The following is a 14,392-nucleotide window of genomic DNA, read 5'->3' on the forward strand; positions in this document are numbered from 1 at the left end:
GGCGATCGGCCAGCCGGAGCGCCTGACCGCGCTCGCGCCGGACATGGTCGTCGCCTCCTACTTCCGTGAAGGCTACGCCAGCCAGCAATTCCGCCGCGCCCGCCACCCGGCGATGCAGCGCATCCTGGCCGCTCCGCGCGCCGAAATTCCCGGGGGGCTCTGGCCCTGCGCCGGTCCCCGCCTGATCGAGGCCGCCGAACGCATGGCCGATACGATGGATATGCAAGCCTCAAAGCGTTGACCTTCACGGCAATCGGTCATACCTCGCCTCTCACGCGATCCCTTCCACCGACTTTCAGGACGAGACAAGAATGGCCGACAAATACGACGTGGTGATCATTGGCGGCGGACCGGGCGGTTATAACTGCGCCATCCGTTGCGGACAGCTGGGCCTGAAGGTCGCCTGCATTGAAAGCCGCAAGACGCTCGGCGGCACATGCCTGAATGTCGGCTGCATCCCGTCCAAGGCGCTGCTGCACGCCTCCGAAATCTATGAAGGCGCGAAGAATGAATTCGAGGGTCTGGGCGTGGAGTATGAGGGACTCTCCCTCAATCTCGGCCAGATGATGAAACAGAAATCCGAAGCCGTGGACGGCCTGACCAAGGGCGTCGAGTTCCTGTTCAAGAAGAACAAGGTCGACTGGATCAAGGGTAAGGGCGCGGTGGCCGGCAAGGGCAAGGTGTCGGTGAAAGGCGATGACGGCGAGAAGACGCTGGAAGCCAAGCATATCGTCATCGCCACCGGCTCCGAAGTCACCCCGCTGCCGGGCGTTGAGATCGACGGCGAGCGCATCGTCACCTCCGATCAGGCCATCGCGCTGGACAATGTGCCGGACAAGCTGGTCGTCGTCGGCGCCGGCATTATCGGGCTTGAGCTTGGCTCGGTCTGGCGGCGTCTGGGCGCGGAAGTCACGGTCGTTGAATATCTCGACCGCATCCTGCCGGGCGTCGATTCCGAGCTCGCCAAGACCGCCCAGCGCACGTTCAAGAAACAGGGCATCGAGTTCAAGCTGGGTCAGAAAGTGACCGGCGTGGAGAAGGGCAAGCGCCTTTCCGTGAATATCGAGCTCGCCAAGGGCGGCGACAAGGAAACCATCGAGGCCGACACGGTTCTGGTCGCCATCGGCCGCCGTCCCTTCACCGAGGGTCTGGGCCTGGACAAGGCCGGCGTGAAGACCGACGAGCGCGGCTTCATCGTCAATGACGGCCTGAAGACCAGCGTCGAGAATATCTGGGTGATCGGCGACTGCACCACCGGCGCCATGCTGGCCCACAAGGCCGAGGAAGAGGGCGTCGCCGCGGCGGAGCTGATCGCCGGCCAGCCGGGCCATGTCGACCACAACCTGATCCCGGGCGTCGTCTATACGAACCCGGAGATCGCCTGGGTCGGCAAGACGGAAGACCAGTTGAAGGAAGAGGGCGTGGACTACGCCGTCGGCAAATTCCCGATGCAGGCCAATTCCCGCGCCCGCACCAACCACACGACCGAAGGCATGGTGAAGGTCCTGGCCGACAAGAAGACCGACACGGTTCTGGGCGTCCACCTGATCTGCGTCGGCGCCGGGGAGCTGGTGGCCGAGGCTGCGCTCGCCATGTCGTTCGGCGCGGCGTCAGAGGACATCGCCCGCACCTGCCACGCCCACCCGACCATGTCGGAGGCCGTGCGCCAGGCGGCCATGGGCGTCGAAGGCTGGACGATGCAGGCCTGACGCGCTTCCAGGGTTCAAACAGAAAAGGGCAGGGTTTCCCTGCCCTTTTCATATCCGGCGCGGGCGGCAATGGCATCACCACGCCAATCGCCGCAACGATTCTAAACCCTTGCCGCAAAAGCGAAAAAATCATCCGCCGGAATCTCTTGACGATCCCCGGCTTCGCCCCTACCTAGCCCTCTGTTAGCAGCCGGGATCATAGAGTGCTAACGGCGCTCACCGGCTCACGAAAAACGCTAAGTCTCAATATTACGGGAGCAGAGGTAATCCGATGAATTTTCGTCCGCTGCATGACCGCGTGCTGGTGAAGCGCGTGGAGGAAGAGCAAACCACCAAGGGCGGGATCATCATTCCCGACACCGCCAAGGAAAAGCCGCAGGAAGGCGAAGTTGTCGCCGTCGGCGCAGGCGCGCGTGACGACAAGGGCGAACTGATCGCCCCGGACGTCAAGACGGGGGACCGCATCCTGTTCGGCAAGTGGTCGGGCACGGAAATCACGATCGACGGCGACGAGCTGTTGATCATGAAGGAATCCGACATCCTCGGCGTCATGAACGCCGGCTAGAAACCGCTTCGCAAAAGGCCATCCGGCCGCAAGCGGTTTTTTTGATACCCGAACAAAACGCACGAATTAGAAAACAAGAGGAACTCACGAAATGGCTGCCAAAGAAGTTCATTTCGGCTCCGACGCCCGCAATCGCATGCTCAAGGGCGTCGATATTCTGGCCGATGCCGTGAAAGTCACGCTGGGCCCGAAAGGCCGCAACGTCATCATCGAAAAATCCTTCGGCGCGCCGCGCTCCACCAAGGACGGCGTCTCCGTCGCGAAGGAAATCGAGCTTGAGGACAAGTTCGAGAACATGGGCGCCCAGCTTCTGCGCGAAGTTGCGTCCCGCACCAATGACGAAGCCGGCGACGGCACCACGACCGCCACGGTCTTGGGCCAGTCCATCGTCCGCGAAGGCATGAAATCCGTGGCCGCGGGCATGAACCCGATGGACCTCAAGCGCGGCATCGATGCTGCGGTGAAGAAGGTCGTCGAGGACATCAAGTCCCACGCCAACAAGATCTCCGGCTCCGAGGAAATCGCCCAGGTCGGCTCCATCTCCGCCAATGGCGACCGCGAAATTGGCGACATGATCGCCAAGGCCATGGGCAAGGTCGGCAATGAAGGCGTGATCACGGTTGAGGAAGCCAAGTCTCTCGAGACCGAGCTGGAAGTCGTCGAAGGCATGCAGTTCGACCGCGGCTACCTGTCCCCGTATTTCGTCACCGACTCCGAGAAAATGGTGGCCAATCTCGAGGATCCGATGATCCTGCTGCACGAGAAGAAGCTCTCTTCCCTGCAGCCGATGCTGCCGATCCTGGAATCGGTCGTTCAGTCGGGCCGTCCCCTGCTGATCATCGCCGAGGACATTGAAGGCGAAGCCCTGGCCACCCTGGTGGTCAACAAGCTGCGCGGCGGCCTGAAGGTCGCGGCCGTCAAGGCTCCGGGCTTCGGCGAGCGCCGCAAGGCCATGCTGGAAGACATCGCCACCCTGACCGGCGGTGAAGTCATCAGCGAAGATCTCGGCATCAAGCTGGAGAACGTCACGACCGAGATGCTCGGCACGGCCAAGAAAGTTACCATCACCAAGGACGACACCACGATCGTTGACGGCGCTGGCGACAAGGACGCGATCGAGGCGCGCACCAACCAGATCCGCGCGCAGATCGAGGACACGTCCTCCGATTACGACAAGGAAAAGCTGCAGGAACGTCTGGCCAAGCTGGCCGGCGGCGTTGCGGTCATCCGTGTTGGCGGCGCGACCGAGATGGAAGTGAAAGAGAAGAAGGACCGGGTCGACGACGCGCTGAACGCCACGCGCGCAGCCGTCGAGGAAGGCATCGTGCCGGGCGGCGGCGTCGCCCTGCTGAAGGCCTCCAAGATCCTGGAAGACTTCACCGGCGAAAACCCGGACCAGGACGCGGGCATCCAGATCATCCGCCGCGCCCTGCAGGCCCCGATCCGTCAGATCTCGGCCAACTCCGGCGTCGAAGGCTCCATCGTTGTCGGCAAGCTGCTGGAAAATGATGACTACAAGTTCGGCTTTGACGCCCAGCTTGAAGAGTACAAGGACCTGATCGCCGCGGGCATTATCGACCCGGCGAAAGTCGTCCGTCATGCTCTGCAGGACGCCGCGTCGGTCGCGGGCCTGTTCATCACGACCGAGGCCGCTATTGGCGAAGCGCCGAAGAAGGAGAAATCCGGCGGCGGCGCGCCCGACATGGGCGACATGGGCGGAATGGGCGGCATGGGCTTCTAAGTCCAGCCACCTTCAAAGCCTTACGCTTCAAAGGGAAGGGCGGCTCCATCGGGGCCGCCCTTTTCCTATGCGCCTGTCATTTTCTTCGCATCAGCAGCATTTTCTTGTTGAGAATGCCTTGCAATAACAGACTGCCCCCGATATGAGGCAAATGAGAATTATTCGCAAATAGCGCGGCCGCCCGGTTTCGCGCTGATCACGTTCGGGGGACTTGTTTTTCGTGAAGATTTCATCTGTTTCATGGGGCGCGCTGGCGCTCGCCCTGGCGGCCGGCAACGCCGCATTCGCGCAATCGGTAGATAACGAAAATGAAGACAGCGCCACGGCGGTCGATGAAGTCGTCGTCACCGGCATGCTGTCCCAGTTCGGCGTTACCAAGTCCAACACGCCGATCCTTGAGACCGCCCGTTCGGTCTCGGTCGAAACCGAAGAAATGTTCCGCGCCAAGGGCGCGCTGACGCTGGATGACGCGCTGACCTACACGGCCGGCGTCTCGGGCGACACCTACGGGTTCGCCACGCGCGGCGACTTCGCCACGGTGCGCGGTCTCGACGTGCCGGAATACCGCGACAACATCCAGGTCCTGTTCGGCTTCTACAACAACACCCGCTCCGACATTTACATGCTGGAGCAGGTGGAGGTCCTGAAAGGCCCGGCCTCGGTTCTTTACGGGCGCGGTTCTCCGGGCGGCATTGTGAATGTGGTGTCCAAGATCGCCAATCCGGAACCCCGCCGCGAGCTGGTCGTGGAATATGGCTCCTATGACCGTTTCCAGGTCGGCGCGGACATCAACGGCCCGCTGTTTGGCGATAATAGCGGCCTCTCGGGCCGCGTCGTGGCGCTCTATCGCGACTCCGACACCCAGATCGATTACGTCAACGATGACTCCATGGTCATCTCGCCCTCCCTGACCTGGCAGCCCGCCCCGTCCACGCGCTTTACCGTGCTGGCCGAATTCCAGGAATCGGAATCCGACACGGCCGGCCAGTTCCTGCCGCTGACCGGCACCTATCTCGAGAGCGCCAGCGGCGAGGAGATTGAGCCCTCCACCTATCTCGGCCATCCCGATTTCAACAAATACGACACCGACTCGGTCTCCCTGACCCTGATGGGCAGCCATGAGCTGAACGAGATTTTCTCGGTCGAGGGGACGGCCCGCTACAAGAACGGCATGGCCGATTACAGCCAGCGCTGGGTCAGCTTCGCCGGGGCCGGCGTTCCGCGCATCGACGCCGCCGGAAACGGCCTTAGCACCTGGTATGCGGGCGACGCCTCGTCCCAGCAGCTTTCCGCCGATGTGCGGCTGCGGGCGCAGTTCCAGACCGGCATGATCCGGCATGAACTTCTGGCCGGGGTGAACGCGCAGGACGTCCAGACCGACAGCGATGTCGGCTATTATTTTGGCGAGGTCATAAACGTCTTCAATCCCGTTTATGGCCCGCTCTCAGAGGCGGTGAAGAACCTGAAACCGGTCGACACGCCGCCCTCCACGACGGAAGACCTGGGCGTTTACATAAACGACCAGGTCTCCATCGGGAATCTGTTCCTGAACGGCGGCGTGCGCTTCGACACGGTTGAAAGCGACAACGGCTCAGCCACCCAGGAAGACGACGCCACCAGCTTCTCGGTCGGCGCGATCTACAAGTTCGACATGGGCCTGTCGCCCTATCTCAGCTACGCCGAATCCTTCGAGCCGGTTCTGGGCGTCGATACGGTCACCGGCGATAATCTGAAGCCGCAGGAAGGCCGCCAGTACGAGGCGGGCCTGAAATACCAGCCGCCGGGCACGCGCACCTATATCACCGCGGCGTATTTCGACATCGAACAGTCCAACCTGTCGAACCCCGCCGCCCTGCCGACCGCCCCCTCGCAACAGGAGGGCGTGGCCAAGATCACCGGGTTCGAACTGGAAGCCCTGACGACGCTGGGCGACTGGTATCTGGAAGGCAATTTCAGCGCCCTGGATACCGAGGATCCGAACGGCGTCCCGCTCTCCAGCATCCCGGAGACGCAGGCCTCCGCCTGGGCGATGTATCAGCCGGAAGCCGGCCCCCTGGCCAATTTCCGCGCCGGGTTCGGCCTGCGCTATGCCGGCGAGAACGAGAGCAACGGCATCAACCCGTTCACCGGAGAGCGCGTGCAGATCGTCAATGACTCCTACACGGTCGCGGACGCCATGATCGGCTACCGCGCCGTAGGCTGGGACTTCACGGTCAATGCCCGCAATCTCGCCGACAAGGAATATTTCGCCACTTGCCTTGCCCGCGGCGACTGCTTCCCGGGCGAGGGGCGCACCGTTGTCGCCCGTCTGGCGAAGCGGTTCTAGGCGATGCTGCCCGGCGCGCTTCCCTCCCCTGGTCTGGCGCTGGCTGGAACGGCCATGATCGCGGCGGGCCTCTACCTGCTGCGGCGGGCGTGGCGGCGGCGCGCAGGCAATCGCGGTCCATCCATCCTTGGCGGATGGGCCCTCCTTGCGGGGGCGATGGTTCCCTGGTCTGCCTTGGGCGGGCCGGACCGGGGAATCATTCTCGGCATCCTGGCGGCGTGCGTCATCGCGCTGGCCGCCGTCACGGTCAGTATCGTCATGCCGGCAAAGCGCCGGAAACCGCGAGAGCCCTCCGCGGCGGAGGAAATTTCCCCCGGCCGAATGTCATGGCGCACGCCGCTTCGCATCACCTATGTCACGCTGCTGACCGGCCCGCTGGCCGGCGCGGCGGCGATCCTGCTGACCATCTCGTTTTATCGTTTCCTGACCGGCGCCGGCGTCGGCGCGGCCGATACCGGGGCGGCGGCCTTCATCTTCGCGGTCACCGCATGGGCCGCGCTGGCCTCATGGGTCGCGATGGATAACAGTCTTGTGCGCAAGAGCGCGCTCGTGGCCGCTTTCGCCGCGATCAGCGCCGCGCACATATTCCTGCTGCCCGGGGGAGGGGCTTGATCCCGATGGCTAAGACAATCTGGCCGAAAATGGCCCCGGGCTTCGTCGCAAAAGCCCTTTCCGGGCACATGGCGATCGGCGTCGCCGTCTCCGCGCTGCTCTATATCCTGACGATCAGCGGCACGCTGCTGGTCTTCCATCAGGAACTGGAGCGATGGGAGCAACCGGGCGCGCCGGAGATCGCCGCCCTGTCCCCGGACGCGGCCGAACGCGCCGCCCAGGCCATTATCGACCGTCAGGGCCAGTCCACCACCCACCTCTATGTCGGCCTTCCCACGGCGGAATTTCCCCGCTCCGTCATCACCACCGATCACGGCGCGGCCTTCGCCAATAGCGATGGCTCGCTCGCCGGGCGGGAGCATTTTCCCTGGACCCAGTTCGTGCTGGACATGCACTACTACCTGCACATTCCGGGCGTGCTGGGCCTGACCATTGTGGGTATTCTGGGCGTGATGATGGTCGCCATGGCGATGACCGGCTTTCTGGCCCATCCGCGCATCCTGAAAGACGCTTTCTCCATGCGCTTGGGGCGCGGACGGCTGACCCAGGCGGATCTGCATAACCGGCTCAGCGTCTGGACAGCGCCGTTCCACATCGCCGTCTCCGCGACCGGGGCCATTCTCGGCCTCGCCTCCATCGTGGCGTTCGGCATTGCGCTGGCCAATTTCAACGGCGACACGGGAAAGGTGTTCGAACCGGTCTTCGGGTCCGAGCCGCCGCCCGACGAAAGCCCGGCGCAACTGGCCGATGTTTCCGCCGCGCTCGGCCATTTCGAAGCGCAGGGCCACAACGCCATCCCGACCTATGTGATCGTCCACGACCCGCAGACGGCGGGCCAGCATATCCAGATCATCGCCGAACATCCCGACCGGGTGATTTTCGGGGAATATTACAATTACAACGCCGCGGGCGAGTTCCAGAGCACGACCGGCATGTCGGACGGCGCCATCGGCCAGCAAGTCTCCGCATCCCTCTATCAGCTCCATTTCGGCTCCTTCGGCGGTATCCCGGTGAAGGCGATATATGTCCTGCTGGGACTGGCGCTGGCCGTCATCATTGCCAGCGGCATGCGCATCTATTTTCTCAAACGCGCGGAGAAGGGCCGTCCGGCGGTTCGTCTGGATTGCGCCTGGACGGCCATTGTCTGGGGCATGCCCGCCGCGCTGGGATTCGCCTATCTGGGCAATGCCGCCGCCGGGCTTGAGGGCGGCGCGCTGACCGCCATTTTCTGGCTTTCCCTGATGGTCTTCATCATCGCGGCCATGGTCGCGGCCCGTCCGGACGCGGTTTCGCGGATTGCCCGCGCCGGGTCGGGCGGTCTCGTCATTCTCGCCGCGCTGGTCCACGCCGTCCGTCATGGCGGATCATTCGACGCGCCGGCGGCCTTCTGGGTGACGGCGATCTTCCTGCTCACCGGGCTGGCGCTGGCGGTTTCCGCCTCCGGCTCGCTGCGCTCCCGCCTCTCCGCCCTGCCGCCGCGGCGGGCTGAGGAATCCCCGCGGGCAAACTGACAGGAAAAAGGGCGGCGGAAGACCCGCCGCCCTTTGCCTTTTGTGGAAAGCGCTCGCCCTATTCGGGATAGCTCATGTCCAGCGAGACCGCCTGCGCGCCTTCCTGGACGGTGAAGCGGGCGTCGGAGAATTGCGGCGGGCGGTTCATCTTCACCTCGCCGCTCATCGCCCAGCCTTCCTGCGGCAGATATTGCTCGCTCAAATCCATCTTCCAGTCGCCATTGGCGTCATGGAGAATGGAAAGGGCGTACTCACCCGCCGGCACGTCCTTCAGCGTCGTGGTCAGCGTTCCAGCCTGCGCGCCGTCCAGCATGTCCGAAGCGGCGTATTCCCGCGTCATGAACTGCTCCTCGGTCTGCAGGGACACCAGAACCTTCCCGCCTTCCGGCTGAACGCCATTGATCGTCAGCGCGATGTCCCCGGCGAAGGCCGGCGCGGCAAGGGCGCTGAGGGCGGCGGCGATAGCGATTGTCTTTTTCATGTCTGTCTCCTTGGGTATCGGTTAGCGACAAGTACTTTAATAAACAAAGTCATTTATCAGAGTCAATGCTGCTGCCGGCATTTTTTTTCGTTGCGCGAGGTGATTTTATCGATTATCAATATGTTCGGGCTGCCGATGGAACCAGGGACCCATCGGAAGGAACATCATGAAACGCTTTATTCTGGCCGCGATTGCTGCGGCGTTTGCCGCCGCGCCGGCCATTGCGGCTGACCAGCCATTCGATCTGGAGGTTATCGCCTCCGACCAGAACGGCGTGGTCCATTATGTCCGCAATAATGAGGACGGCCTCTCCGCCGCCATGTGGAGCGATGGCGAGGACAAGGATTCCGCCCGTCTGACCACGGGCGCGGACGCGGACGAGACCTATCGCAACGCGCTGGACGCCGCCGACATCGCGGACAGCGATCCCGGCGAGCTGAAAATGAAGCTCTTCGGCATCTCCATCTACGCTGATGAGGAGGAAGGTTCGGGAAGCGCCCGTGTCGTGGTCAACGCGCCGGGCGGCGACAGATCGGTTGTCGTTGACGCCCGCGATGACGGGCCGGGCGGCGATACCGCCCATGTCGTCATCAATGGCTCGGACGCTGACGGCGCGGAAGACTTCATCGACGATATCGATGACGCCCCGCGCAGCCTCAAGCGCGAGATGAAGGAAGCGGTCGGCCTGTAACGTCTGCGCCCAATCTGTCGAACCGATTACCAAACGCTCACCCGCCCGCCAGCATCGCGACAGGCGCTGGCAGGCATTTAGGAAAAGCGGGCTGCTCGTCTAGGCAATGAAGGGACTACGCCCATGACGAAAACGATCACCGCTGCGCTCATCGCGGTTTCCGTGGCCACGGCCGGCCTCGCCGGCTGCGCCACCCAACCCGCGGGCAATGACATGGCCAGCTCGGCCGATGGGGCCGAGAAAGCCGCCAAGAAGGAAAAGAAGAAAGAGCGGACTCCGCCGCCCTTCTATTGATCCTTCATCCGGGAAAGCGCGCGGGAGATGGTCTCGATCATCTCCCCGCGCGGCACCGTTTTCTGCTGCTCGTTGGCCAGCCACTCTTCGCGGGTCTCGGCCTCCGCTGACAGCTTCGCGCCCAGCGCCAGGTCCTTGATGGTCACCTGGCCGTTCTCGCGCTCTTCGGAGCCGACGATCACCGCCACCGGCGCGCCGCGCTTGTCGGCGTATTTCAACTGTTTCCCGAAATTCCGGCCCGATCCGACATAGACTTCCGCCGGGACATTCAGCTTTTCGCGGATCTCCGCGGCCATGCCGAAATATTCCGCCGCCTGTCCGTCCTCCAGCGCCAGCACCACGACCGGACCGCCGAACTTCGACGCCTCGCCGCTCTCCAGCGCCCGCAGCGCCGCGGCGAACCGCGACACGCCGAAGGAGAACCCGGTCGCGGGCACCGGCTGGCCCTTGAAGCGGGAGACCAGATCGTCATACCGCCCGCCGCCGCCGACCGAGCCGAACTGGATCGGCTTGCCGTCCTCATAGGTCGCGGTCTTCAGAAGCTCCGCCTCGAACACCGTGCCGGTGTAATAGCCAAGGCCGCGGACAACGGAGGTGTCGATGCGGAATTGCGCCGGGCCGAAATCGAGGCCCTTCAAAATATCGTTGATGACGCCCAGCGCCGCGACGCCCGCCTCGCCCTGTTGGGAACCGTCCAGGGCCGCGCCAAGCGCGCGGATCGTCTCGCCCGCCGGGTCGGCCGCGCCGGAGTCATAGGCGCTTGAGGCTTCGGTAAACCGCTTCACCGCCTCGATCTGCGCATCGTCCAGCCTGGCGCCCTCGGTAAAGTCGCCGGACTCGTCCTTGCGCCCGCCGCCCAGAAGTTGCGCCACGCCGTCCCAGCCGAACTTGTCCAGCTTGTCCAGGCTGCGCAGGACGCGGCCCTTCTGCGCCGCGTCGCCGACCCCGGCCAGATCCAGAACCCCGTCCAGCAGGCGGCGGTCGTTCACGCGCACCACGAAGTCGCCTTCGCCAAGGCCCGCGGCCTCCATCACCTTGGCGGCCAGCATCACCATTTCGGCGTCGGCCTCGGGGCCCGGCGCGCCGACGCTGTCGGCGTCGCACTGGGTGAATTCGCGGAACCGGCCCGGCCCGGGTTTCTCGTTGCGCCACACGCTGCCCGCCTGCCAGCGGCGATAAGGCTTGGCGAGGCCGTCGAAATTCTCGGCGACATAGCGGGCCAGCGGCGCGGTCATGTCATAGCGCAGCGCCATCCACTGTTCGTCATCGTCCTGAAGGGCGAACACGCCCTCGTTCGGGCGCTCCTCGTCCGGCAGGAACTTGCCCAGCGCGTCGGCATATTCGAACGCGCCGGTGGCCAGCGGCATGAAGCCATGCGCCTCGTAAACCTCGCCGGCGCGCGCGACCAGGCCGCGCTCGGCCTTCAGGATATCAGCGGGGCGGTCCTCGAAACCGCGCGGGCGGCGCGCCTTGGGGCGGAAGGGTTTGTCTTTCTTGGCCATAGGTCTGCGGAGTTAGCGCGCCACGCCGCGAAAGGCGAGGGGGTCATCGCCGCAAATGCGCGATCAGCGCAGCGCCGAATGACTGAAACCGCTGAAGCTTGGTGGCGTGCGTAACCTCGACGGTGAAAAGCTTCAAACCTAAAGCTCATTGACCGTCAGGAAGCTATATTCAAATCTTTCCAGATGTTCCGGTTTGTTCTGTGCTTGGCGTTCTTTCTCGCTGGATGCTCTGTAGAGCAACCGCCATGGGCGAGAACCGTTGCGTCATATGAAGTTCCTTTGCCGACCGAAACAGACAAGTCCCGCTTTGTCGAACTTTTGAGGGAAGAAGCTCAAGCACACGGCTTTCATGTCGATGTCGCGACTCCGGACGAACTAAAAGTGTTTGCGGAAATTCCGATTACATTTCGGGCAGGCATCTGGAGAGGCGAGAATGATGAAGAGCTAATAGCGTCGGCCATGGATTACAAAGACCATGTCGGACGTATTTGGATATCATTCTCACTCGGTCAGGATCCGGACAGGTCAGCGCGTTTCAGGGAAGCGCTTGTGCCCAGGATCAAGAAAACATGGCCCGATACGAGGGCGCTTCCGATCATGCCATCCGGAGCAATCCCGTTGGCGAAAGACCTTGTGCGCACGCCATCCGGCTATGTCGTCAGATCTTCGGAAGCTGAGAAATACAGCGGCGACAACAACAACTAAAATATTACTCAGCGCCGCAAATGCGCGATCAGCGCAGCGCTGGTTGCGTCGACGCCCTGATCCGTTTCGCCCTCGATGGCGGGCAGGGCGCGTCTGGCGAGCGTCTTGCCCAGCTCCACGCCGTACTGGTCGAAACTGTTTACACCAATCAGCGCGCCCTCGGCGGCGGTCTTGTGTTCGAACAGCGCCAGGAGCAGGCCCAGCGTCCTGGCGTCCAGCCGGTCGAGGATGAACGTGGTGGAGGGGCGGTCGCCGGGGCAGACGCGGTGCGGCGCCAGCCGGGCGATCTCCGCTTCATCCGCGCCGCCGGCCTGCATCTCCGCCCGCACGGCTTCCGCGCTGCGCCCGCGCATAAGGGCCTCGCCCTGCGCGATGCAGTTGGCCAGCAGGGCGCGTTGCATGTCGTCCCGCGCCTCGCGGGATTCCTTGACGGCCATGAAATCCACCGGCGCGCCCTGCGGCCCCTGGTGGAGTTGCTGGAAGAAGGCGTGCTGCGCGTTCGTCCCCTCCGCGCCCCAGACAACGGGCGAGGAGGCGGCCACCGGCGATCCGTCCAGCGCCACGCCCTTGCCGTTCGATTCCATCTCAAGCTGCTGAAGGAAGCCGGGCAGCAAGCGCAACCGCGTGGAATAGGGCGCCACGCAGCGCGTCGGATAACCCAGCGCCCGCGCATTCCACAGATCGGTCAGCGCTTTCAGCAGCGGGATATTCTGGTCCAGCGGTGCGTCGCGGAAATGCGCGTCCATCGCCGCCGCGCCGGCGCGCAGCGCGTCCATCGCCCCGGCCTCCAGCGCGATTTCCAGCGACAGGCTGACCGAGGACCACAGCGAATAGCGTCCGCCCACCCAGTCCTGAAAGCCGAAGATACGGTCGGCGGGCACGCCGAATTCCTGCGCCTTTTCCGGATTGGCGCTGACCGCGGCCAGTTGCGCCTTCGCCGCCTCCGCATCGCCCAGCCCCTGTTCCAGCCAGAACCGGGCGTGGCGGGCGTTTGTCAGCGTCTCGGGCGTGGTGAAGGACTTTGAGACGATGATCACCAGCGTGGTTTCCGGGTCCAGCCCCTCCAGCGCGTCATTCAGCTCCGCGGGGTCGATATTGGCCGCGAAGCGCAGCGTCATCAGCGGGTCGCGCTCGTGCTTCAGCGCGTCATAAACCAGGCGCGGCCCGAGGTCCGACCCGCCAATCCCCAGATGAAGAACCTGCCGGATCGGCCGGCCGCGCGCGCCCGTGATCTCGCCGGACCGGATGCCGTCCGCCAGCGCCCGCATCCGCGCCCGCTCGTCCGTCACCGATTTCGCGATGTCTGGCCCCGCCGCCGGATATTCCGCTCCGCCATCGGCGCGCCACGCCATGTGCAGGGCGGGCCGGCCCTCGGTCGCGTTCACCGCTTCGCCCGCGAACAGGCGGGTGCGGAAATCCTCGAACCCGCGCGCCTTCGCGAACCCGGTCAGCGCCTCAAGCGCTACCGCATCCAGCTTCTGGCGTGAGAAATCGATCAGCAGCCCGTCCAGCGCATGGCTGAACGCCCCGAACCGGCCCTCATCGGAATCGGCGAGGGCGGCGAGCGTGGTTTTCGACAGGCGGTCCGCCGCCGCGTTTACGGGAGTCCAGTCAGGGCTCATCGGCGCGCGCGGCTCAGGCCATGCCGGTCATGGAGGACAGCATCGCCGGATTGACGCCGATGGAGCGCAGGGCGGATTCCCACTTGGTCTCCAGATCCTCGCCAAACACCAGCGCCTCGCTGGCCTCGCAGGTCAGCCACGCGCTGGCGCGCAACTCTTCCTCCAGCTGCCCCGGCCACCACCCGGCGTACCCCAGCGCCAGCGTGGATTGCTGCGGCGCGGTTTCGGAGGCGATGGCCTCCAGCACTTCCTTGGTCGCGGTCAGGCCCAGCCCGTCGCGGATGCCAACGGTGGAATCGTCGGAATGATAGTCGTCGGAATGCAGGACAAAGCCGCGCTCCTTGTCCACCGGCCCGCCGGCCAGCACCTGACGGTCGGGCAGTTCGATGGTGGATTCGATCCCCAGCTGGTCCAGAAGGTCGCCCAGCCTGATCTCCCCCATCGGCTTGTTCACCACGATGCCCATGGCGTGATCGTCGCTGTGCGCGCACACCACGATCACGCTGCGCTCGAACCGCTCGTCGCCGATGGCGGGCGTGGCGATCAGCATCTGGCCGATCAGCGGGCTTTTCTCGGTCTGTTTTTCTTCCGGCGTCTCTTCCATGTCCGCAATCATAATGGGGACGCGCCGCT

General features: G+C 64.2%; 13 protein-coding genes and 1 pseudogene. 10 read left to right on the top strand and 4 right to left on the bottom strand.

Going from position 1 to position 14,392, the window contains the following annotated elements; genetic code table 11:
- The 7 genes and pseudogenes from H2040_RS07760 to H2040_RS07790 form a co-directional block, all read left to right on the top strand.
- A pseudogene (locus tag H2040_RS07760) lies at window positions 1–241 on the top strand (hypothetical protein); the annotation flags it as partial.
- 70 nt (window positions 242–311) lie between these two features.
- Entirely contained in the window at window positions 312–1,709 is a 1,398-nt protein-coding gene (gene lpdA / locus H2040_RS07765) for a dihydrolipoyl dehydrogenase (protein WP_287156563.1), read from the top strand.
- Window positions 1,710–1,980: 271 nt separating this feature from the next.
- The gene (gene groES, locus H2040_RS07770; protein ID WP_022698415.1) at window positions 1,981–2,274 is read left to right on the top strand and encodes a co-chaperone GroES; all 294 of its coding nucleotides are present in this window, start codon (window positions 1,981–1,983) and stop codon (window positions 2,272–2,274) included.
- Between the two features lie 91 nt (window positions 2,275–2,365).
- Window positions 2,366–4,015, top strand: a complete 1,650-nt coding sequence (gene groL / locus H2040_RS07775) for a chaperonin GroEL (RefSeq protein WP_287156567.1) — start codon at window positions 2,366–2,368, stop codon at window positions 4,013–4,015.
- Between the two features lie 220 nt (window positions 4,016–4,235).
- Window positions 4,236–6,341 (top strand): TonB-dependent siderophore receptor, encoded by a 2,106-nt coding sequence (locus H2040_RS07780; protein ID WP_287156568.1) that lies wholly within the window; start codon window positions 4,236–4,238, stop codon window positions 6,339–6,341.
- Between the two features lie 3 nt (window positions 6,342–6,344).
- Window positions 6,345–6,953 (top strand): hypothetical protein, encoded by a 609-nt coding sequence (locus H2040_RS07785; protein ID WP_287156569.1) that lies wholly within the window; start codon window positions 6,345–6,347, stop codon window positions 6,951–6,953.
- A gap of 5 nt (window positions 6,954–6,958) precedes the next feature.
- The gene (locus H2040_RS07790; RefSeq protein WP_287156570.1) at window positions 6,959–8,464 is read left to right on the top strand and encodes a PepSY-associated TM helix domain-containing protein; all 1,506 of its coding nucleotides are present in this window, start codon (window positions 6,959–6,961) and stop codon (window positions 8,462–8,464) included.
- A gap of 58 nt (window positions 8,465–8,522) precedes the next feature.
- Here the strand turns inward: H2040_RS07790 and H2040_RS07795 are convergent, their stop codons facing one another.
- On the bottom strand, window positions 8,523–8,945 hold the full coding sequence (locus H2040_RS07795; RefSeq protein ID WP_287156571.1) for a DUF2141 domain-containing protein: 423 nt from the start codon (window positions 8,943–8,945) through the stop codon (window positions 8,523–8,525).
- Between the two features lie 166 nt (window positions 8,946–9,111).
- Between H2040_RS07795 and H2040_RS07800 the strand changes: the two genes are divergently transcribed.
- Entirely contained in the window at window positions 9,112–9,636 is a 525-nt protein-coding gene (locus H2040_RS07800) for a hypothetical protein (RefSeq protein ID WP_287156574.1), read from the top strand.
- Between the two features lie 123 nt (window positions 9,637–9,759).
- Window positions 9,760–9,930, top strand: coding sequence for a hypothetical protein (locus H2040_RS07805; RefSeq protein WP_022698422.1), 171 nt, complete (start codon window positions 9,760–9,762; stop codon window positions 9,928–9,930).
- Here H2040_RS07805 and hisS read toward each other — a convergent pair.
- A complete protein-coding gene (hisS, locus tag H2040_RS07810; protein WP_287156578.1) occupies window positions 9,924–11,432 on the bottom strand; it encodes a histidine--tRNA ligase in 1,509 nt (502 codons plus the stop codon). The genes H2040_RS07805 and hisS overlap by 7 nt on opposite strands.
- A gap of 279 nt (window positions 11,433–11,711) precedes the next feature.
- On the opposite strand from hisS, the gene H2040_RS07815 reads away from it, so the two are divergent.
- Window positions 11,712–12,137, top strand: a complete 426-nt coding sequence (locus H2040_RS07815; RefSeq protein ID WP_287156580.1) for a beta/alpha barrel domain-containing protein — start codon at window positions 11,712–11,714, stop codon at window positions 12,135–12,137.
- Between the two features lie 8 nt (window positions 12,138–12,145).
- Here the strand turns inward: H2040_RS07815 and pgi are convergent, their stop codons facing one another.
- Both pgi and H2040_RS07825 read right to left on the bottom strand, forming a co-directional pair.
- On the bottom strand, window positions 12,146–13,759 hold the full coding sequence (gene pgi / locus H2040_RS07820; RefSeq protein ID WP_287156582.1) for a glucose-6-phosphate isomerase: 1,614 nt from the start codon (window positions 13,757–13,759) through the stop codon (window positions 12,146–12,148).
- Window positions 13,760–13,772: 13 nt separating this feature from the next.
- On the bottom strand, window positions 13,773–14,375 hold the full coding sequence (locus H2040_RS07825; protein ID WP_287156583.1) for a YqgE/AlgH family protein: 603 nt from the start codon (window positions 14,373–14,375) through the stop codon (window positions 13,773–13,775).
- Window positions 14,376–14,392: the final 17 nt, after the last annotated feature.

The sequence above is a fragment of the Euryhalocaulis sp. genome, from assembly GCF_013911995.1.
Lineage (GTDB): Bacteria > Pseudomonadota > Alphaproteobacteria > Caulobacterales > Maricaulaceae > Euryhalocaulis > Euryhalocaulis caribicus.

Coding starts and splice junctions, on each gene's coding strand:
- pgi (WP_287156582.1), bottom strand. CDS start 13,759: ATGAGCCCTGACTGGACTCCCGTAAACGCGGCGGCGGACCGCCTGTCG.
- H2040_RS07785 (WP_287156569.1), top strand. CDS start 6,345: ATGCTGCCCGGCGCGCTTCCCTCCCCTGGTCTGGCGCTGGCTGGAACG.
- H2040_RS07800 (WP_287156574.1), top strand. CDS start 9,112: ATGAAACGCTTTATTCTGGCCGCGATTGCTGCGGCGTTTGCCGCCGCG.
- H2040_RS07795 (WP_287156571.1), bottom strand. CDS start 8,945: ATGAAAAAGACAATCGCTATCGCCGCCGCCCTCAGCGCCCTTGCCGCG.
- H2040_RS07825 (WP_287156583.1), bottom strand. CDS start 14,375: ATGATTGCGGACATGGAAGAGACGCCGGAAGAAAAACAGACCGAGAAA.
- lpdA (WP_287156563.1), top strand. CDS start 312: ATGGCCGACAAATACGACGTGGTGATCATTGGCGGCGGACCGGGCGGT.
- H2040_RS07790 (WP_287156570.1), top strand. CDS start 6,959: ATGGCTAAGACAATCTGGCCGAAAATGGCCCCGGGCTTCGTCGCAAAA.
- groL (WP_287156567.1), top strand. CDS start 2,366: ATGGCTGCCAAAGAAGTTCATTTCGGCTCCGACGCCCGCAATCGCATG.
- groES (WP_022698415.1), top strand. CDS start 1,981: ATGAATTTTCGTCCGCTGCATGACCGCGTGCTGGTGAAGCGCGTGGAG.
- hisS (WP_287156578.1), bottom strand. CDS start 11,432: ATGGCCAAGAAAGACAAACCCTTCCGCCCCAAGGCGCGCCGCCCGCGC.
- H2040_RS07805 (WP_022698422.1), top strand. CDS start 9,760: ATGACGAAAACGATCACCGCTGCGCTCATCGCGGTTTCCGTGGCCACG.